The 19,669-nt window shown below is 67.7% G+C and carries 16 protein-coding genes; 9 read left to right on the top strand and 7 right to left on the bottom strand.

Features of this window, described 5'->3' with window-relative positions; translation table 11 throughout:
- Window positions 1-167: 167 nt before the first annotated feature.
- Window positions 168-1,700: a hypothetical protein gene (locus KJ554_11970; protein MBU0743048.1), complete on the top strand. Its 1,533-nt coding sequence runs from the start codon at window positions 168-170 to the stop codon at window positions 1,698-1,700.
- Window positions 1,701-1,716: 16 nt separating this feature from the next.
- Here the strand turns inward: KJ554_11970 and nrfD (KJ554_11965) are convergent, their stop codons facing one another.
- Genes nrfD (KJ554_11965) through KJ554_11940 form a run of 6 tightly spaced genes read right to left on the bottom strand, consistent with a single transcriptional unit; the run spans window position 1,717 to window position 9,044 of the window.
- Complete coding sequence (gene nrfD / locus KJ554_11965) at window positions 1,717-2,970, bottom strand: polysulfide reductase NrfD (protein ID MBU0743047.1); 1,254 nt, start codon at window positions 2,968-2,970, stop codon at window positions 1,717-1,719.
- 43 nt (window positions 2,971-3,013) lie between these two features.
- Window positions 3,014-3,742, bottom strand: a complete 729-nt coding sequence (locus KJ554_11960) for a 4Fe-4S dicluster domain-containing protein (GenBank protein ID MBU0743046.1) — start codon at window positions 3,740-3,742, stop codon at window positions 3,014-3,016.
- Window positions 3,721-4,173, bottom strand: a complete 453-nt coding sequence (locus KJ554_11955) for a hypothetical protein (protein ID MBU0743045.1) — start codon at window positions 4,171-4,173, stop codon at window positions 3,721-3,723. The genes KJ554_11960 and KJ554_11955 overlap by 22 nt, the downstream gene beginning before the upstream one ends.
- Window positions 4,170-5,462 (bottom strand): quinone-interacting membrane-bound oxidoreductase complex subunit QmoC, encoded by a 1,293-nt coding sequence (qmoC, locus tag KJ554_11950; GenBank protein MBU0743044.1) that lies wholly within the window; start codon window positions 5,460-5,462, stop codon window positions 4,170-4,172. Before qmoC ends, KJ554_11955 begins: the two co-directional genes overlap by 4 nt.
- A gap of 41 nt (window positions 5,463-5,503) precedes the next feature.
- Window positions 5,504-7,777 (bottom strand): hydrogenase iron-sulfur subunit, encoded by a 2,274-nt coding sequence (locus KJ554_11945; GenBank protein ID MBU0743043.1) that lies wholly within the window; start codon window positions 7,775-7,777, stop codon window positions 5,504-5,506.
- 4 nt (window positions 7,778-7,781) lie between these two features.
- Window positions 7,782-9,044, bottom strand: coding sequence for an FAD-dependent oxidoreductase (locus KJ554_11940; GenBank protein MBU0743042.1), 1,263 nt, complete (start codon window positions 9,042-9,044; stop codon window positions 7,782-7,784).
- 408 nt (window positions 9,045-9,452) lie between these two features.
- Here KJ554_11940 and KJ554_11935 point away from each other — a divergent pair, with 408 nt between their 5' ends.
- Window positions 9,453-9,776, top strand: a complete 324-nt coding sequence (locus KJ554_11935) for a GYD domain-containing protein (GenBank protein ID MBU0743041.1) — start codon at window positions 9,453-9,455, stop codon at window positions 9,774-9,776.
- A gap of 50 nt (window positions 9,777-9,826) precedes the next feature.
- Here KJ554_11935 and KJ554_11930 read toward each other — a convergent pair whose 3' ends face one another.
- Window positions 9,827-11,173, bottom strand: a complete 1,347-nt coding sequence (locus KJ554_11930) for a sigma 54-interacting transcriptional regulator (GenBank protein ID MBU0743040.1) — start codon at window positions 11,171-11,173, stop codon at window positions 9,827-9,829.
- A 273-nt stretch (window positions 11,174-11,446) separates the two neighbouring features.
- Between KJ554_11930 and KJ554_11925 the strand changes: the two genes are divergently transcribed.
- The 7 genes from KJ554_11925 to KJ554_11895 all read left to right on the top strand — a co-directional run bounded on the left by KJ554_11925 (window position 11,447) and on the right by KJ554_11895 (window position 19,209).
- Window positions 11,447-12,856: a (Fe-S)-binding protein gene (locus tag KJ554_11925; GenBank protein MBU0743039.1), complete on the top strand. Its 1,410-nt coding sequence runs from the start codon at window positions 11,447-11,449 to the stop codon at window positions 12,854-12,856.
- The gene (locus KJ554_11920; protein ID MBU0743038.1) at window positions 12,856-13,557 is read left to right on the top strand and encodes a respiratory nitrate reductase subunit gamma; all 702 of its coding nucleotides are present in this window, start codon (window positions 12,856-12,858) and stop codon (window positions 13,555-13,557) included. The genes KJ554_11925 and KJ554_11920 overlap by 1 nt, the downstream gene beginning before the upstream one ends.
- Window positions 13,554-14,375, top strand: coding sequence for a 4Fe-4S dicluster domain-containing protein (locus KJ554_11915; GenBank protein ID MBU0743037.1), 822 nt, complete (start codon window positions 13,554-13,556; stop codon window positions 14,373-14,375). Before KJ554_11920 ends, KJ554_11915 begins: the two co-directional genes overlap by 4 nt.
- The gene (gene nrfD / locus KJ554_11910; protein MBU0743036.1) at window positions 14,372-16,366 is read left to right on the top strand and encodes a polysulfide reductase NrfD; all 1,995 of its coding nucleotides are present in this window, start codon (window positions 14,372-14,374) and stop codon (window positions 16,364-16,366) included. The genes KJ554_11915 and nrfD (KJ554_11910) overlap by 4 nt, the downstream gene beginning before the upstream one ends.
- Entirely contained in the window at window positions 16,363-18,168 is a 1,806-nt protein-coding gene (locus KJ554_11905; protein MBU0743035.1) for a PAS domain-containing protein, read from the top strand. Before nrfD (KJ554_11910) ends, KJ554_11905 begins: the two co-directional genes overlap by 4 nt.
- A gap of 32 nt (window positions 18,169-18,200) precedes the next feature.
- Window positions 18,201-18,731, top strand: a complete 531-nt coding sequence (locus KJ554_11900) for a response regulator (GenBank protein ID MBU0743034.1) — start codon at window positions 18,201-18,203, stop codon at window positions 18,729-18,731.
- A gap of 67 nt (window positions 18,732-18,798) precedes the next feature.
- Window positions 18,799-19,209, top strand: coding sequence for a response regulator (locus KJ554_11895; GenBank protein ID MBU0743033.1), 411 nt, complete (start codon window positions 18,799-18,801; stop codon window positions 19,207-19,209).
- The last annotated feature ends 460 nt before the right edge of the window (window positions 19,210-19,669 follow it).

The raw sequence follows: 19,669 nt of genomic DNA, 5'->3' as shown, positions 1-19,669 counted from the left end.
GGGCGCCGCGTCGCCGCGATCGGGAAAGACGCGCTGGCCGCCGGCCCGCACGCCCTCGTCTGGGACGGCCGCGGCGACGGCGGGCGGCGGGCCGGCAAAGGGGTCTATTTATTCCGGCTCGCGATCGGCGACGAGACGTTCACGGGCAAGGTGGCGCTGTTGAAGTGATGACCCGCGCGATGTCGAACATGTGGCGACGCCACTCCGTGCGGTCGCTCCTGATCACCGTCTTCTACGCGGTGTGCTGGGCGGTCCAGACCTGGCCCCAGGCGCTGACGTTCCGCTCCCACTCCTGGTTCGACCAGGGCGACGGGCTGGTGATGGCCTGGAACCTGTGGCTCGCGCGTCAGCAGCCGTTCGACATCGCCCACACGGACATGCTGTTCCATCCCGAGGGCGTCTCGCTGCTCCTGCACACCTACGTGCCGCTCAAGGGATGGCTGGGCGCGCTGCTGCCCCTGGACCTGATCACCACGCAGAACCTGCTGATCGTGCTGAGCTTCGCCGTATCGGGCACGACCTGCTACTGGTTGGCGCGCCGCTGCACGGGCGCCGACGCCCCCGGCCTCTTCGCGGGCTACGCCTTCGCCTTCACCGGTTTCCGTTGGGCCCACGCGACCGGGCACATGAACCTGATCTCCACCGAATTGTTGCCCCTGTACGCCTTGCTCTGGCTGCGCTTCGAGGAGGCGCCGTCCTGGCGGCGGGGACTGGCCGCCGCCCTGGCGCTGTTCGCCGTGGCCCTGACGGACTACTACTTCGCCATGTACTGCGGCCTGCTCACGGCGGTCTTCTTGGCCGCACGCAAGGTGCCGTGGCGCGCCCTGCCGCGCTTCCTCGTACCGGCGGCGGCGACGACGGGCGTGCTCGCGGCGGCGGTCCTGCTCGCGATGCGCGGCCAGGAGCTGCAGGGGGCCCACGATCCGGCGCTCTACCCGCTCGACCCCCTGTCCCTGATCGTCCCCGGCGGACACTGGCGCTTCGCCTCCCTGACGGAGCCGATCTGGTCGCGCATCGCGGGAGAGGTCAACGAGCACAGCGTGAACATCGGCCTCGGCCTGATCGCCCTGGCGGCCTGGCGGGGCCGCTGCCGGCGCTGGTGGGCCGTGTTCACGGTCTTCCTGGTGCTGGGATTCGGCGAGCGTCTCACCGTGCTCGGCCGGGCGCTGCCGGTCCCCATGCCGTACGAGCTGCTGGAACGGGTCTGCCCGCCGCTGGCCCTGGGCGGCGTGCCGGTGCGCATGTCGATCGTGGTCGCGCTCGCGGCGAGCGTGCTCGGGGCGTTCGCCGCGAAGAAACTGGGACGGCGCTCGCTCCCCCTGGTCCTGCTGCTCGTCGTCGAGCTGTGGCCCGCGCCCGGGCCCGTGACGCGGACGGAGATCCCGGGCTGGGTGGAGGCGCTGGCGCGCCGGCCCGGCGGCGGCGCCGTCTACGACGCGATCTCGGGGCCCAAGCAGGCCATGTTCTACCAGACGGTCCACGGCCGGCCCATCTCCGGCGGCGCGCTCGCGCGGATGCCGAAAGCGGCCCTGGCCGTGAACGTGGCGCAGTTCGACGCCTACCTCGCGGGCGACATAGCGCCTTTCCTGGAGGCCGACTACGAGTACGTCTTGACCAACATGTTCACGATCCACGGCGCCCAGCTCACGTGGACGGACGGCGGGATGAAGCTGTACCGCCTCGTCGCCGGGGTCCCCTGAGACTTCACCGCGCGCATCACACCGCGGGACTCGTCGGCTCGGCTTCGGCATTCGCGGTGGCCCGCGCGATCAGGTCCTTCAGCATCTGGGATTGCCCGTGGGCCCGCGCTTCGGTGGGCAGCAGGGGAAGGTACTTCAGGCCCAGGACGAACATGAAGCCGATGAGGCTCAACACGCCCAGGGCCTGGAGGATCTCGAGCAGGCTGATGGAATAGGTGACGATCCCCTCGTCGAGGGCCGAGGCGATGATCTCCATGCCGGGGAACAGGTTCGGCGGGTGTTCCAGTCCCGGCAGCACGATGAGGTACCTCTCGCACAGGACGCCGACCACCACCAGGACGGACGAGAACACGATCCAGGGCACCGATGTCCCCGTGCGCCGCCTGAACAGCAGCACGGCCGGGACCACCGACCCGACGACGATCAAGCCGCCCCAGAACAGCACGGCGTGGTAGCCCTTGAACAGGTAGTACGACGTCGCCTCCCGCGATTCGATCAGATAGAAGCGGTGGGCGTTCTCGATCAGGATGACGTACATCGCCACGATGATGAACACGGCCAGCAGACGGCCGAGCCAGATCACGAGCGCCACGTCCAGATGCCGACGGGTGATCCGGAACAGGGAGACGAGGACCAGGATCATCAGGGCGGCGCCCGAGGAGAGGGCCGCCGCCACGAAGCTCGGCGGCAGCAGGGCCGTGTTGTACAGCTCGCGGGGCGTGAAGGCGAAGATGGCGCCCGTGCCGGTGTGGACGCACAGGGCCCAGAGCACGACCGTCACCGAGGTCACCTTGGTCAGGCGGCCCTTTTCCTTGAAGAGGGCCCACATGTAGAAGATGCAGATCATGATGTGCCCCATGTACAGGGCCGGGTTGATCGAGAACATGGACGTGGCGTTGAAGTGGGCGAAGGGCTGGACGAACACACGGTCGATCCGGCCCTGATCGGTGACGATCGACAACAGACCCGCGATCAGGAACAGCATGGCGAGGAAGGCGGCGATCCGCGCGAACGGCTTGTACTCCAGCTTGCCGAAGATACCGTACAGGCCCGACACCACCAGGGAACCCGCCGACAGCCCGATGTAGAAGATGGCCATCACGATCTGCAGGCCCCAAGGCACGCGGTTGGTCATGCCCGAGAGATGGATACCGTACGCGATCATCAGCACGGTGGCGGTCACCCCCGCCGCGACGAGCACCAGCAGCGCCGTCAGCAGCAGGTAATAACCCGTCGATCTGCCCGCGATCGGTTCATAGTCGATTTCCATCGCGCCGCCTTCGACCCGGTTCAATCGTGACGAATCCGGGCGGCTAGAGTCCGATGTAGTAGACCTTGGGCTCGGTGCCCAGGTCCTCCCTGATCCTCTTGACGGAGTTGTCGGCGATCAACCGGGAGATCTCGCTGTCCGGATCGTCGAGGTCGCCGACCTTCAGCGCGCCCGCCCCGCTGTCCCGGCACGCCTCCACACAGGCCGGCGGACGCCCCTGGTCCAGGCGATGGGCGCAGAAATTGCACGATTCGGCCACGCCGTGCGAGCGCTTGGGGTAGGCCTTGTTGGGCCACTCGTCGTTTTCCCGGTAGTTGAAGTAACGGGCGTTGTAGGGACAGGCGATCAGGCAGTACCGGCAACCGATGCAACGATGATGGTCGACGATCACGATGCCGTCGGCGCGCTTGTAGGTGGCCTGCACGGGGCACACCTGGGCGCAGGGCGGGTGATCGCAGTGGTTGCAGAGCAGGGGCAGGGTCCTGGTGGGAGCATCGGCCTCGTGCTTCTTCCTGATCGTGACCTTCCTGATCCAGTGGATGTCCCACCGGCGGTCGCCGTGCACGGCGACGTTGTTCTCCCGGCGGCACGCCTCCAGGCAGGCGCTGCAGTCCGCCGGACACCTGTTGAGATCGATCACCATGCCCCAGCGGCGCGCGTCGGTCGCGCCGGCCTCGTGCGGCCGGGGGGCGGCCATCGCCATCAGGCCGTAGACGCACGGCGTCCCCACCAGGAACAGGCCGCCGGTCTTCAGGAACTCCCGTCGGTCCATGCCTCCCTCACCCCCTCTTCGGCCCGCGACTCGCCCGCGGCGTCCGCCGCCGGCGAGGCCGGATAGTAGTGACAGCCGAAGCAATCGGGCTGCAGGCTCACCGCCGTGTGGCATCGATTGCAGAACCGATCCCTGTTCGGATGGCATTCGCGACAGCGGTCGAGCGAGATCTCTCCCCTGACGCCGCCCCGGACGACCTCGTCCCGGACCTGCCTCAGCAGCTCCCAGTGGTGGTAGCGCATGAACTCCGTCTCCCTGACGCAGCCCTCGTGCGGCGCGGCGGGCAGTTCCAGGAACGGTCCGGCCTCCCGCGCGTCCCGGGCGAGGACGAAGGTGTAGATGCTGTACCCGACGGGCACGACGATGATCAGCAGCGGGATCGCCACCATGGCGAGGTTCCGCAGGAGCCTGGACTTCCCGTCGACGCTCACGACGCGTCACCCCCCTCTTCCGCTACCGCCTCGGCGAGGGGCGGTGCGCCCCGCTTGCGCCCGAAGCTCTCGGCCAGGACCAGGGCCGTGGTGCGATAGATCACGTGGGCGAACTTGGAATAGGGCATGTACACCAGAAGCGCGAAGACGAAGATCAGGTGCACGAAGTACACCACGTGCCGGTGGGGCTCCATCCGGAAGTAGTGCAGCACCTCGGTGACGAAACCCGTGAGCGCCACCAGGATCAGTGTGACCAGGAACGACCAGTCGTAGTAGTTGCCGGCGGTGTTGTAGGCGGTGCCGAACAGTCGCTCGCGAATGGTGAGGACGCAGCCGGCGAACACCGACAGCCCGCCCAGGTTGGCCAGGATCTTCCACGGGCTCCAGAAGGAGAAGGGGTAGATGAACTCGCCCCGGATCAAGGGGTTGATGCCGGCGGCGATCACCCAGAGGGTCACCACCGTCAGGGCCAGGAAGCCGTAGAAGATGAAGGGGTGGGACAGGTACCTGATGTGGGCCGTGGTGCAGACGGAGAAGTTGTCGTGGGTGAAGACGTTCCTCAGGGTGGCGACGAGGCTCGGCCACACGCCCTGGACCGGCGTCGCGCCGACGTCCCGCTCGAGCGCGGCCTTCATGCTCCGCCAGAAACACGCGACGCTGAAGACGGCCCCCACCAGGACCAGGGCGGCGCAGATCAGGAACAGGCCGTTGATCAGCCAGTGCGGGAAGTGGCTCGAGTAGGCGTAGACGATCCGGTCATCGGCGCGCTCCGTGATGCCCAGGGCGGCGGCGAGGGGATCGCGCAGCCGCAGCGCCAGTCCCAGCAGCAGCGCCGGGATGGCCAGCAGCAGCGGGATGTACCGGATGTCGTTCACCCAGCGGGCCAGGAACCTGGGCCGGGCGAAGTGGATGATGCTCTCGTGGCGGACGGCCGCCAGGAGGTCGCCCGGATGGGCGCTGCGGGGGCAGCGCGTGGAGCAGTCGTTGCACTGGTAGCACAGCCAGACGTCGGGGTCGCGCACGAGGCGGTCCTTCCACCCCCAGGCGGCCCAGATCACCTCCTTGCGCGGGAACGAGGCGGAGTCCGGCGACAGGGAACAGGTAGCGGCGCAGGTGCCGCACTGCATGCACTTCTTGTAGTTCTGCCCTATCCGACGGCTCAGCGTGTGGATGAACGTCAGATCCGGCTCCACCAGCGCCGGCCGGCCGGCGACGGCGGGAGCGGCCGGCGGTCTCCCGCCCGCCTCCGTCTCCGTCGCCGTCCACGAGCTCTTCTCGGCTTCAGCCACTGTCCCGTCCCCTCCGACCCGACGCGACTTCCGCGCGCCCGTCACATCCCCTTGAAGGGATTCATGCCGATGCCCTCGATCACCTCCGCGAAGTCCGCGAAGATCGCCGGCAGCTTATCGTACTCGTCGACCTCCAGCTGATGGATCTCCACCCGCTGTTCCTCCATGGCCATCTTCTCCAGCTTCTCCCGGATGTTCTCGCCGCGTGCGTTGGCCAGCTCGCTCCCCTTGATGAAGTGGCACTGGTAGTCGTCGCCGTACTTGCAGCCGATCAGCAGCACGCCGTCGAAGCCGACCGACACGGCCTGGTTGACCCACTCCACGTTGACCGATCCGAGGCAGCGCACGGGGACGACCCGCACGAAGGGAGTGATCCGCAGGCGGTGCTGCGCCGCGAGATCCAGGGCCGGCACCGCGTCGTTCTCGCACATCAGCGCCAGGATGCGCGGCTTCTCCTCGAACTCGTCCGGTATCTCGACCGCCTTGATCATCGACGCGATGATCTCCACCGAGTAGTCCTTGAAGGAGACGATGCGTTCGGGACAGGCCCCCAGGCAGATCCCGCAGCGGCGGCAGCGGGTAGCCTGGAGCAGGGGCGTGCCCTTCTCGTCCTCGTTGAGCACGCCGAAGGGGCATTCCTCGGTGCACCGCTTGCACTGGGTGCAGCGCTGCATGAAGAAATCCGGGTAGGACCTGTCCCCCGCCCGGGGATGGACCGCCTCGCCGCGCGAGGTCATCTCGACGCACTGGATCGCCTTCAGGGCCGCGCCTGTGGCGTCGTCCCGGCTGGACCGGCCGTCCATCGGCTGCCGCACGCAGCCGGCGGGATAGACGCCGGTGCGCCGACTCTCGTAGGGGAAGCAGATGAAGTGGGAGTCCGGGAAGCCGTACTCCAGGGCTGGCAGATCGGGGCCCTGGCGGTAGGCCAGGTTGAGGATCTTGGTTCCCTCGTGAGTCTTCAGCCGTTCGACCTTCGCCGCGGCCTCGGCACGCTGGATCTCGGATTCCCCCTCGGCGGCGGCGACCTTGGCGTCCTCCAGGGCCCGGATGGCCTCCCCGTCCGCGGCGTTGGGCTTCATCCCCGCCGCCAGCACCACCAGGTCCACCTCCACCCGGACGTGCTCGCCGAGCATGGTGTCGCGCACCGAGACCACGAGCTGCCCGTCCCCACCGCGCGCGACGTCCGTGACGTCGCCCCGGGTCAAAAAGACGCCCGGATCCTCCTGGACCCGGCGGTAGAAGTCCTCGTACTGCCCCGGGGTCCGGATGAACTCGTAGAAGATGAAGGCCTTGGCTTCGACGTTGCGCTCGCGCAGGTACAGGGCCTGCTTGAGCGAGGTGAGGCAGCAGATGGACGAGCAGTAGGAGTGGTGCTGCGGGTCCCGGCTGCCGCCGCACTGGATGAAGGCGATGCGCGTCACCTCCTTGCCGTCGGAGGGGCGTGTGAGAGCGCCCCCTGCCTTGACCATTTCCTCCAGATCCACGTTCAGGACGACGTCGGGGACCTGACCGTACGGCAGGTTCCCGCGGGGATCCACCGGCCGCCAGCCGGTGGCCTGGATCACGGCGCCGACGCGGAAGGCGTCCAGGTCCTGCGGGGGGGACTCATCGCTCCCGGCCGTCCGCAGGGTCACGTCGAACAGGCCCGGCGCCCCGGAGATGCCGCTCGTGACGGCCGACGTGTACACCCGGATCAGGGGATGGCCAGCGACCTCGGCCACGAGCGCCTCGACGCCCGTGTCCTCCAGCTCGCGGTACGGCGGCCGGGTGGGGATCGACCGGTGCTGCTTCGCCAACCAGCCGCCCAGCCGGGCGGACTTCTCGACCAGGCGGACCTCGTAGCCGGTCCTGGCCGCTTCCAGCGCCGCCGTCAGGCCGGTCACCCCGCCGCCGACCACCAGGATGGTCTTGTCGATGGGCTCCTCGGGCCGGAACGGCTCGGGGCAGGACATCTTGCCCACCTTGGCGATGTACATGCGGAGGTAGTCCTCCGCCAGCATCTGCGTGTCCTCCTCGCCGGGAGGCTGGCACCACACCACGTGCTCGCGCAGGGCGACCTTCTCCACGACCACTCCCGCCGGGAGCCGGTGGTCCTCGTAGCGGCGGGCGGAGATCCCGGCGATGACCGCCCCGTCCAGCTCCTCGCGTTCGATGTCCTGGACGATGGCGTCCAGGTCCGTCCCCTCGCAGGACGGCACCGTCCTGCAGAAGGCCGCGCCGCATTCGTCGGTGGCCACCTTGCCCAGCGCCTCGATGTCGAGGGCGTCGGCGATGCCGTAGCCGGTGCAGATGAAGACGCCAATCTTTTCCGCCATGGGCTCAGACTCCTCCGTACTGGCACTGGATCGCCTTGAGTGCGGCCCCGGTCGCCTCTTTCGTCGCGCGGGACACGTCGCAGGGATGGCTGACGCAACCCGCAGCGTACACGCCGGGGGTCTCGGTCGTCCCGTCGACGAAGCCGTACGCGTCGTAGGTCAGTTCGCAGGGGATCTCGACGTCGGCGGTGTTGGGAACCATGCCGGTCGCCAGCACCACCAGATCGAAGCGCGGGTGGAAGGTCTCCCGCGCCAGGGTGTCCTCCACGTCCAGGACCAGTTCCCGGGTCTCGGGATCCTCGTCGACCAGGGCCACCTTGCCCTTGACGAAGGCGACGTGCTCGTCCGACAGCATGTCCTGGTAGAACTTCTCCAGCCGGCCGACGGTGCGGATGTCGATGTAGAAGACGGTGGCCCGGGCGGTCTCGTTCTTCTCGCGGAGGTAACGGGCCTGCTTCAGGGTCGCCATGCAGCAGACCGCCGAGCAGTAGGGCAGGTGGTTCTCGTCCCGCGAACCCGCGCATTGCACGAAGGCCACGTTCTGCGCCGGCTGCCCGTCCGACGGCCGCAGGATCTTCCCGCCGGTCGGCCCCGAACGAGCGGCCAGCCGTTCCATCATGACGTTGGTGATCACGTTGCGGCAGCGGCCGAAGCCGAGGTGGTCGAGCTGGGTGGCGTCGTAGGGCCTCCAGCCCGTCGCCACGATGACGGCGCCCACCCTGATCTCTATCTCCTCCTCGGCCATGTCCAGATCGACGGCGCCGGGCGGGCAGGCCTCCGCCAGCCGGGCGGCGTCCGCTTCGGACAGGGCGTCCCGATCGAGCACGTGCAGCGCCGGATAGGCCATCTCGTGCGGGAGGTAGAGCGCCTTGGTGCGGTCCATGCCGAGGTTGAAGTCGTTGTCCCGCTCGGACTCGAGCTGCTCCGCGAGGCTGTCGTCCAGCGATAGCTGCCCGGTCACGTACCGGGGCCGGATGCGGATCCGGGCCGAGAAGTTTCCCGCGTGGCCCGTGATCTCCTCCACCGTCGCCAGGGTGTGCACGGTGATGCGGGGATTCTGCCTGATGCGGCGCACGTTGATCTCGAACCCGCAGGTGGGCGGGCACATCTTGGGGAAGTAGCGGTGCGTGCGCATCACGCGCCCGCCGAGATACGCCTCCTTCTCCACCAGGACGACGCGATGGCCGACCTCGGCGATCTCGACCGCCGCCGTCATGCCCGCGATCCCCCCACCGATGACCAGAACGGGTCGTGCATTAACGGTCATGACAGACGCAACTCCTGGAAGGGGGGACGCGGTCCGTGGCGGCGCGGATTCGTCCGAGCAAAGCCGTTTTCGCAGTGAGCAGAGAGGTGGCGACCAGAAGAACAGGCTCATTCTTCAACGGTGCGCCCCCCCTTCGAGGCAGGTGGGTGAACTGGTCGGACGAGAGATTGCAGAGCGGATGTGCAGCCAAGGTGCAGGCCTGATGTGATTTCAGCGGATTCTAGCACAAGGGTGGAGGTCGATGCAACGACAGCCGGGAACCGTCCGTCACAGACCCCTTCCGCCCGTGAAACCCGGACAGCGTAACACCTGTATTCCGAGAGGAATGGCGGCGCAATCCGTTTGTGCGGCGGCGTAACTCCATGCTAGAATGGAGCAAAGGGTGGTTCGAACGAACAGGAGGGAACAATGGCCAAGTACGTATGCCTGCTGGTGTTCACGGACACCGGGATCAAGAATCTCCGCAAGACCACGGCCCGGGCCGAGGCGTTCTCGGAAAAGATCAAGAGCCATGGCATCAACATCCTGCACACGTTGTGGACGGTGGGCCGGTACGATCTGGTCCATATCTTCGAGGCCGAGAGCGACGAGGCGGCCGCGACCTTCGCCTACACCTTGTCCGCGCTCGGCAACGTGCGCACAAACACCATGCGCGCCTTCGACATCGACGAGATGAAAGTCCTGGTCGAGAACGTGCAGACGCCCTTCGACCTGTTGCGCGAGGGGAGCTGACGGAAAGCACCGCGATCCGGATCGTCGAGACCGTTGAAGTCCCGCGGATCTCATTCGATCCGGTACCGCTTCATCTTCCGCCAGAGGGTGTTGCGTGAGATGCCCAGGTGGCGGGCGGCCCGGGTCCGGTTGCCGTCGCTTTGCGTCAGGGCCCGGCGAATCGCGGCGGCCTCGGCGTCACGCAGCGGGCGCACCGGACGGGAGGGCGCGACGTATCCGTCGGCCACCGCGGACAGGTTCTCCCCAAGGATATGCGGCGGCAGGTCCTCGCACTCGATCACGCTGGCGCCGCAGACGACGAAGGCATGCTCGACGGCATTCTCCAGTTCCCGCACATTTCCCGGATAGTCGTACCCCAACAGCTGGCTCATGGCCCGCTCGCTGATGCCGGCGATGCGCCGGCCCTGCAGGACGTTGAACCGGCGGATGAAATGGTCCACCAGCAGCGGCAGGTCCTCCAGGCGGGCCCGCAGGGGCGGAATGTTGATCCTGACGACGTTCAGGCGGAAGAACAGGTCCTGGCGGAAGCGGCCGTAGCCCACCTCCGAGGAGAGGTCCCGGTTGGTCGCAGCGAGGACGCGCAGGTCGGCCTTGGCTGGCGCGACGCCGCCCAGCGGCGTGTATTCCCGCTCCTGCAGCACGCGTAGCAGCTTGACCTGTATCGCCGGCGTGATCTCGCCCACCTCGTCCAGGAAGATGGTCCCTCCCTCGGCCATGGCGAATCGACCCGGCTTGTCCTTGAGCGCGTCGGTGAAGGCGCCCCTGACGTAACCGAACAGCTCCGACTCGGCCAGGCTATCCGGCAGGGCGCCGCAGTTCACGGCCACGAAGGGCCGTTCCCGCCTCGGGCCGAGGTTGTGGATGGCGCGGGCCACCAGCTCCTTGCCGGTGCCGGGTTCGCCTTCGATCAGGACCGTGCTCTCGCTGCGCGATACCAGCGAAACGAGTTCCCGCACGCCGTCCATGGCCGGACTCTTGGTGACGATGTCCTCGTCCGTATAGCGATCCTCGAGCCGGCGCCGCAGCTCCGCCAGGACGGTGAGATCGCGGAACATCTCCACGCCGCCCACCACGCGTCCGCGCTCGTCCTTGAGATCGGCGGTGCTGACCGAGACCAGCAGCTCGCTGCCGTCCCTGCGCGTGATGGTCACCTCCTCGTCCCGGTGCTGCTCACCCCGCTCGATGCTGTGCCGCAGGAAACAGGCGTGCTCGCAATGGTCGGAGCGGAAGATCTTGGCGCATTGAGATCCGATCACCTCGGCGCGCTCCCAGCCGGTGATCCGCTCGGCGGCGCTGTTGAAGCCCGTGATGGCGCCGAACTCGTCCACGGTGAAGATCCCGTGCGGGATGTGCTCGAAGATCAACGAGCCATATCTGGGGTCCAGGGCCGACGACAAATCACGACCTCCTGCGCGTGTACGACTTTGCCAGTGCTGCTCCAAGGGTAGCCGATGTGTCTCACAGTTGCAAGAATGGATCAGGTGCCGTTCCAATATCGTGACATTTCGAACACATAACACGATAAAGACAATTTGTCAATTACATGTAACATCAATGATAACAAACAAATAATGACTATGATCAAGAACGGCATGTTCCATGCCTTCGGTCCGATCGAATTCATGGCACCCGGGCGGGAAATCCCGGAAGGTTCAAACCGGAGTCGAGACATGGCCATCGCCTGTTCCTACTACCTGGAGGATCTGGACGACCGGGAACTGCCGCAACGCTTCCTGGACGCCTTCGCGGCCATCCTGGCCCACTCCAACTATGCGCCGGTCCTGGACGCCGCCGCCCGCATGAAGGCGCGCTGCGGCCGTTGCGCCGACACCTGCCCGGTCTATCAGGTCTCCGGCGAGCAGCGAGACATCCCCTGCGAGCGCAGCGAGCTGCTGCTGCAGGTCTATCGCCGCTACTTCACCCTCGGTGGCAACCTGCGGGCCCGGCTGGGCGACACCTTCGTCCTGACGGACGCCTACATCAGCCGGATGGCGGAGGACTACTACCGCTGCACCGCCTGCCGGCGCTGCAAGCTGGAATGCCCGCTGGGCGTGGACCACGGCCTGATCACCCACCTGGCCCGCTGGATCCTGGCCGAGATCGGAATCACGCCTAAGGCCCTGGTGGTGGCGACGCGCGAGCAGCTCGACGGCAAGACGCACAACACGTCCGCCATCCCGGCGCCCGCGATGCAGGACACCTGCGAGTTCCTGGTGGAGGACTGCGTCGACCTGCACGGTCTGAAGATCGCGTTCCCCCTCGACGTCGCGGGCGCCGAGTACGTGTTCTTTCCCGCGGTGAGCGACTACCTGCTCGAACCGGACACCCTGATGGGCAACGCCGCGGTGATGATGGCGACCGGCGCTTCCTGGACCATCGGCACGCACAACTTCGACGGCATCAACTACGGCCTGTTCTACAGCGACCGCCTGCTCGACCGCATCGTCAGCAACGAGGTGGCCGAAGTGCGGCGCCTGGGGGCGCAAAAGATCCTCATCGGCGAGTGCGGCCACGCCTCGCGCTCGGCGAAGGTCTTCGTGCCGACCTTCTGCGGCGGCGAGGACGCGCCCCCGGTGATCAACATCATGGAGTACACCCACGCGCAGTGGCGGGCCGGCAAGCTGAAGCTCAGGGAATCGGTCATCAAGCAGCGCGTGACCTACCACGACCCCTGCAACATCGCCCGCAGCGGCTGGATCACCGAGCAGCCCCGGGAGATCCTCCGGCACATCTGCGCCGACTTCGTGGAGATGACGCCCAACCGTCAGCAGAACTACTGCTGCGGCGGCGGCGGGGGCACGGTCTCCATCGACGAGATCCGCAAGTTCCGCACCCTCACGGGCGGCAAGGCCAAGGCCGATCAGATCCGCGCCACCGGCGCCGAGATCGTGGTTTCCCCGTGCGCCAACTGCAAGAAGCAGGTGGCCGAGGTCTGCCAGGACCACGGGCTCGACGTCCGGGTCTGCGGCCTGCACGACCTGATCCTGGAGGCCATCGACCCCCCCGAGTTCATGGTCGTCGCCAAGAACGGCGGGGACGCATCGGCCGCGCAGACCGCAACGACAGCGGAGGAGAAGTGATGGACACCTGGATCGCCCTGGCCCGTGGCCCCCTCTTCCGCATCAGCCTGGCCATCTGCCTGCTGGGGCTGGCCTACCGCTTCGGAACCGCCGCCTGGCAGATCGCCGCCGCCCAGCGACGGGCCGGCGACAGGCGTCTGCCCCACCGCACCGTCCTGCGCGCGACCGCACGTTGGCTGCTGCCCTGGCGCCTGCTGCGCCTGCGCCCGCTCTACGGCCTCGCCTCGCTGCTGTTCCACGCGGGAATCCTGCTGTTGCCGCTCTTCTACGTCGGGCACGTCACGCTCTGGGGAGCGATACTGCCCCCGTGGTGGCCGCGTCTCGGCCGGGGGGCGTCCGACGCGTTCACCTATCTCGCGCTGGCCGGCCTGGCCGTCATCCTGCTCGAGCGGCTGCTGGTCAAGGCGAGCCGCGATCTGTCCCGCGCCGGCGACGCCGGGATCCTGCTGCTGCTGCTCGCGCTGGCCGCCAGCGGCTACTGGGCCGCGCATCCGTCCGCGTCCCCCCTTGCGCCGCGCACGATGCTGCTGGTGCACATGCTGGCCGGCAACCTGGCCCTGGTCGTCACGCCCCTGTCCAAGATCGTGCACTGCGTCCTGGCACCCCTCACTCAGTTGCTCGGTGAAGTCGGCTGGCACTTCCCGGCCGAGAGCGGCCGCCGGGTCGCCATCGCCCTGGCCAAGGAGAACGAACCGATATGAGCTCCTTCGCGATCCTGACCGACGTGACCAAATGCACGGGCTGCGAGGAGTGCGTCCTGGCCTGCAAGGTCACCAACGAGACCGGCCTGCGGGACACGCCCCGCAAATGGCAGGGCGCCGCCACAGACCTGTCCTCCACGCGCTGGACCACCATCGCGCGGACCGGGAACCGGCACGTGCGCGTCCATTGCCGGCACTGCCTGGAACCGGGGTGCGCCGCGGCCTGTCCGGTCGGCGCCCTGCACACGACCGACGAAGGCGTGGTGGCCTACGATCCGAGCATCTGCCTCGGCTGCCGCTATTGCATGGTGGCCTGCCCGTTCCGGATGACCCGTTACGAGTGGGGGTCGGCCAACCCGCGCGTGCGCAAGTGCATCCTCTGCTACGAGAAGATCACCGGCGGCGAGCTGAAGCAGCCGGCCTGCACCGCCGCCTGCCCCGAGGGCGCCACGATCTTCGGCGCGCGCGACGACCTGCTGGCCGAGGCCAGGCGGCGCATCGGGGACGATCCGAACCGCTATATCGACCATGTCTGGGGCGAGCACGAGGTGGGCGGGACGTCGGTCCTGTACATCTCCGACGTGGACCTTGTGCAGGCCGGCTGGCCGTCGCAGCTGCCCCGCGACGCCGTGCCCGAACTGGCGGACATGGTGCTGCACACGGTGCCGACGACGTTCGTTTCGGTCGGCATGGCCATGGCCGGCATACACTGGGTCATCAAGCGCCGGCAGAAGCTGGCCGCCGAGGCGGCGGCAGCGACGGCAGCCGGCCCGGCGGCCGCAGAGACAGTCACACCCGGCGACGAGGAGCAGTCGTGAGCGAGAATACCGCCACCAACAGCCGGCTGATCGCCACGAAGGCCGCACTCTGGTGCCTGGTCGGCGCCGCCGCGGTGGTCGTGGGCGTGCGTTACGCCCTGGGGCTCGGGCTGACCACGGCCCTGACCGACACGACGCCCTGGGGCATGTGGATCGGCTTCGACGTCCTGTCCGGCGTGGCCCTGGCCGCCGGCGGCTTCGTGCTGGCCGCCGCCGTCCACATCTTCGGACGGGAACGCTACCACGGGATCGTGCGGCCGGCGATCCTGACCGCCTTTCTCGGCTACCTGGGCGTGATCATCGGTCTGCTGGTCGACCTGGGCCGCCCCTGGAACATCTGGCGGCCGGTATTTCAGCAGAACCTGCACTCGCCGCTGTTCGAGGTGGCGATGTGCGTCATGCTGTACACGACGGTGCTGGCCCTGGAGTTCGCGCCGACCGCCCTGGAGCGGTGGCGCCGGGCGCAACCGGTGGTCCGTCTCCTGCGGCGGCTGGTGCTGCCCCTGGTGATCACCGGCATCTGCCTGTCGACCCTGCACCAGTCGTCGCTCGGCACCATGTTCCTGCTGACGGAGGGGCGCATGCACCCGCTCTGGTACAGCCCCCTGCAGTCTCCCCTGTTCCTGATCTCGGCGGTCGCCCTCGGCCTGGGCATGGTCACCCTCGAGGGCGTGGTCTCCGCCTGGCTGTACCGGCGCAAGGCCGAATGGCAGCTCTTCGGCGGCCTGACCCGCGCGGCGGCGGTCGTGCTGGGCCTGTACCTGGTGGTGCGGCTCGTCGATCTGGGCGTGCGGGGCATGCTCGGCCACGCCGTGGACGGCTCGGGTTTCGCCGTCCTGTTCTGGCTGGAGCTGGCCCTGAGCGCCGTGCTCCCGATCCTGCTGTTCACGCTCCCGCAATCCCGCGGCCAGCCGTGGGCCCACGGCTGGGGCGCCCTGCTGGTGGTTGCGGGGTTCGTCCTGCACCGCGCCGACGTGGGCGGCATCTCCCACGTCGCGATCACCGGCGAGGCCTACGTGCCGGCCCTGACGGAGGTCGTCACCAGCCTCGGCATCGTCGCCGGCCTGGCGCTCGTCTTCCTCTTCTGCGTGGAGAGGCTGCGGATATGGGAAGAGCCGCCGGCGGCGCCGGACCTCTTCGCGCGCACGGCGTTCGACCCGGTGGGACGCCAGTACATCGGCGCGCCCTGGTTCGGCGGCGGGCAGAGAGCCGTCCTGGCCCTGGTCGTCGGCGCGATCGCCGGCGTCATCCTGGTGGAGGCGCAGGTCGCCGTGCGGGAACGCACCCGGGCCGCCCCCGTCGCTGCGCCGAAGAACGCGTTGATCGTGCGCGCGCAGAACCCGTCGGGCCCCGGACACGATTTCGAGCTCGTGGCGAGCAGCGGCGAGACCCCCTTCGACGCGGGCGTCGATCTGCACCCGGTCATCCTGATCGACAGCGGCGGCGCTGAACGCTATGTCCTCTTCGAGCACGAGGCCCACCAGGGCAGGTTGGGCGGCCAGACGGCCTGCGCGCTCTGCCATCACCGCAACGTGCCGCTGGACCTGGCCACCTCCTGCGCGCAATGCCACCGGGACATGTTCGAGACGACCGACACCTTCTCCCACGCCCGCCACGAGACGGCGCTCGGCGGACGCGAGAGCTGCGCGACCTGTCACGTCGACGCCGACGCCCCCAAGAGCCGCGCCGCCGCCAAGGCCTGCGACGATTGCCATCGCCCCCCTCGTCCTGACGCGACACTGGTGCGCGCGACCATCGAGCTCCCGGCCGGCCTGGCCCCCGGCTACCTGGACGCGATGCACGGCCTCTGCCTCCGGTGCCATCTGCAGGAGGATGCCGCCGCCGGCGAACCCCACCTGGGTCGATGCGCCACCTGCCACCGGAACCGGTTCGACGACAAGGACGAGCTGATCAGGCGGACCCGGTCGGTGGCCCGGGCCGGCGGCAGCGGAGGCCCCGGCCTCGAAGAGGCGAAAGGGATGAACCCGTGACCGTCCCCACCTGGCAGAGCCTGCAGGGCGACAGGTTGCTGGACGAGATCCCGCACGGCGTGGTCGTTATCGACCGCGACCTGCGGATCGTCCGCTGCAACCACGCCTTCGAGGAGGTGTTCGGGCCCAGCCGGGACAAGCATTGCTACGAGGTCTACAAGGACCGCGCGGACGAATGCGAGGACTGTCCCACGCGCGCCACCTTCGCCGACGGCCGCCAGAGGGTGCTCGAGGAGAGCGGCCTGGACCTGCACGGACAGACCGTCCACTACATGGCGCAGCTCACCCCCCTGGCCGACGCCGACGACGAGATCACCCATGTGGCGGCCATCACCACCGACCTGACCACCACGAAGCGCCTGCAGCGCGAATACCAGACCCTGTTCGAGAAGGTGCCGTGCTACGTCACGGTGCTGAACCGCGACCGGCGCGTGGTGAAGGCCAACGAGATGTTCCGCCGCACCTTCGGCGAACCGCGTGGCGAGTACTGCTACAGGCTGTTCAAGCACCAGCACCGGGAATGCGAGGACTGCCCGGCCGCCCGCACCTTCGCCGACGGCGGCTCCTACACCTCGCGGCACGTCGGCACGAGCCGGGACGGCACCCCCACGCACTACGTGGTCTCCACCGCCCCGCTGCTCTGGGGCGACGGCGATATCACCCACGTCATCGAGATGGCCCTGGACGTGACCACGACCACCGAGATGGAGGCCGAGCTCTTCCGCGCCAGCGCTTTCCGCAAGGCCCTGGTGGAGAACTCGCTGGACGCCATCGTGGTCACGGACGAGAACCAGCAGGTCGTGCTGATGAACAGGGCCGCGGAGGAGCTCTGGCGGGCCGACCGCGCGGACCTGATCGGCAAGAAGGTCCCGCCGCAGATCCTGCCGAAACAGCTGCAGCAGGCCGGCGGCCCCGGCGACGACTCCGTCCTGCTGCACGAGACCACCATCACCAGCCTGGACGGCGAGACCATTCCCGTCCGGCTGGCCGGCATCAATCTCCACCAGGACGGCAAGCTGCTCGGCGGGGCGGTCATCGCCCAGGACAGGCGCGAGGTCAAGGAACTCGAGCGCGAGAAGATCACCGCCGAACGCCTGGCCGCGGTGGGTCAGACCGTGGCCGGCCTGGCGCACGGCATCAAGAACGTGCTGATGGGCATCGACGGGGGGATGTACGCCTTCCGCTCCGGCATGCGCAACGGCGACAACGAACGCATGCTCAAGGGCTGGCAGATGCTCGAGGAGAACATCGACCGCATCTCGACCTTCGTGAAGGAGTTCCTCGAGTTCGCCCGCGGGCGCAAGCCCGAGGTCAAGCTGGTCGATCCCAACCTGATCGCGCAGAAGGTGGTCGATCTGTTCAGGGACAAGGCTGCGATGTCGGGCATCACGCTCGACGCCGAGCTCCAGGAAGGCATCCCCTACGCCCTGATGGACGAAGGCGGCATCCAGTCCTGCCTGGACAACCTCGTCTCCAACGCCCTGGACGCCTGCGAGATCTGCGACCGGAAGGACCGCAGGGTCGTGGTCCGCACGCGCGAAGGCGAGGGCGCCCTGGTCATCGAGGTGGCCGACAACGGGTCCGGCATCGATTACGACATCCACAAGAAGGTCTTCACCACCTTCTTTTCAACCAAGGGGGCCAACAAGGGTACCGGCCTCGGACTGTTGACAACGCGCAAGATCGTGCAACAGCATGGCGGCAAGGTCTCCTTCGAGTCGACGGTCGGCGAAGGCTCCGTCTTCCGGCTCGAGTTTCCCCGGGACCGGCTGCCGAGCCTGGACGACGACGAGGCAGCCTGAAGCGATCGCGCACACGAGACAGGAGGAACGACATGGAGCAGGCCGCTGACAAGACAGTGCTGGTCGTGGACGACGAGCCCAACGTCCGGGATTACCTGGCCATGATCCTGCAGGACGCCGGCTTCAACGTGGTCACGGCCGGGGACGGCCGGGAGGCCCTGGAGCTCGTCCGGCGCGAACCGCCCGATTTCATCTCCCTGGACCTGATCATGCCCAACATGTCCGGGCACAAGCTGCTCTACGAGCTGCGGCGCGACAAGAAGCTGGCGCGCATCCCCGTGCTCGTGGTCACCGCCCACGCCGGCGACGAGATGGGCAAGGAGGACCTGCAGGACCTGCTCGACAACCGGGTCATCTCCGGCCCCGGGACCTATCTCGAGAAGCCGGTCAACCCCAAGAGCTACGTGCAGAGCATCAAGCGCGCCCTGGGCCTCGAGGTCGAGGACGCCGGCGAGGAGAAGATCGGCCTGCGGGAAGAGCTGCAGGACAGCATGGGCCAGGCCAGCCCCGAGGCCATGAAGAAGGCGCTGGAGATCCTGCGCCGCTCGCAGAAGAAGGACTAGCGTACCCAGGATCGATACACACCAGGCTCGACAGGCCCCGGCGCCTGGAGCCGGAAGGAGAAGAGAGATGAGCCCGGACAAAGCGGGGTCCCGCAAGATCCTGATCGTGGACGACGAGCCGGACGTGGTGACCTACCTGGAGATGCTGCTGAACGACGCGGGCTTCCGGACCATGACCGCGGAGAACGGACGGGTGGGTTTCGCCAAGGCGCAGGCCGAGAAGCCCGACCTGATCTGCCTGGACATCACCATGCCCGAGGAGTCGGGCATCCGCTGCTACCGCAACCTGCGCGAAAACGCGGAGCTGAAGTCGATCCCGGTCGTGATGGTCACGGCCGTGACCGGCGTCGGCGGCGACCCGGAACCGTTCAAGCAGTTCATGAGCACCCGGCCCCAGGTGCCGCCGCCGGACGGGTTCTTTGCGAAGCCGATCGATCGGGAGGCGTTCATCGCCAAAGTGAACGAGTTGCTGGCCTGACGCGCGGCGTCGCGGATCTGCGCCCAGCTTGTTGGTGGAGGCCGACTTGTCTGACGCATTGCTGTCTCTGATGGAGTCGGAGGCTCCACAGGGCGATCTGGAGTGCGGCAGTCCCGTAATCGGTTCAGCTTCCCGCGAAAATCGCCTCGACCAGTCCTCTCGATGGATCGGTGTGTCCGAAAAGAGGCGTCAGGCCGCCGTCGCCGAGATCTTCAGCAGTTGAACGCGGTGTTGATGATCGGCGGAGTCTTCAAAGAGGGAAGAGGGTCGAAAACGAGGCTGTCGTGGACTTGCGAGTATGGTTCATGAATAATGTGGGTTAGCAGCCCGTCGAAAAACCCCGAGTTCGCCCTACGCCACCGTTCCCCAGAGATGATGACCGGTGACACACCCACCGGAGGTTCCGCGGCGAAGATGTGATCTCACTCTCACTCGTGCTCGGAGAACTCGCCTGACAGTC

It is taken from the genome of bacterium, from assembly GCA_018814885.1.
Classification (GTDB): domain Bacteria; phylum Krumholzibacteriota; class Krumholzibacteriia; order LZORAL124-64-63; family LZORAL124-64-63; genus JAHIYU01.
Note: the sequence above shows the minus strand (reverse complement) of the source record. Positions and strands in the feature narration are given on the sequence as shown.

Bases quoted from the DNA above. Each gene is read 5' to 3' on its own strand.
- KJ554_11970 (MBU0743048.1), top strand. From the start codon at position 168: ATGACCCGCGCGATGTCGAACATGTGGCGACGCCACTCCGTGCGGTCG.
- nrfD (MBU0743047.1), bottom strand. From the start codon at position 2,970: ATGGAAATCGACTATGAACCGATCGCGGGCAGATCGACGGGTTATTAC.
- KJ554_11960 (MBU0743046.1), bottom strand. From the start codon at position 3,742: ATGGACCGACGGGAGTTCCTGAAGACCGGCGGCCTGTTCCTGGTGGGG.
- KJ554_11945 (MBU0743043.1), bottom strand. From the start codon at position 7,777: ATGGCGGAAAAGATTGGCGTCTTCATCTGCACCGGCTACGGCATCGCC.
- KJ554_11940 (MBU0743042.1), bottom strand. From the start codon at position 9,044: ATGACCGTTAATGCACGACCCGTTCTGGTCATCGGTGGGGGGATCGCG.
- KJ554_11935 (MBU0743041.1), top strand. From the start codon at position 9,453: ATGGCCAAGTACGTATGCCTGCTGGTGTTCACGGACACCGGGATCAAG.
- KJ554_11925 (MBU0743039.1), top strand. From the start codon at position 11,447: ATGGCCATCGCCTGTTCCTACTACCTGGAGGATCTGGACGACCGGGAA.
- KJ554_11920 (MBU0743038.1), top strand. From the start codon at position 12,856: ATGGACACCTGGATCGCCCTGGCCCGTGGCCCCCTCTTCCGCATCAGC.
- KJ554_11915 (MBU0743037.1), top strand. From the start codon at position 13,554: ATGAGCTCCTTCGCGATCCTGACCGACGTGACCAAATGCACGGGCTGC.
- KJ554_11900 (MBU0743034.1), top strand. From the start codon at position 18,201: ATGGAGCAGGCCGCTGACAAGACAGTGCTGGTCGTGGACGACGAGCCC.
- KJ554_11895 (MBU0743033.1), top strand. From the start codon at position 18,799: ATGAGCCCGGACAAAGCGGGGTCCCGCAAGATCCTGATCGTGGACGAC.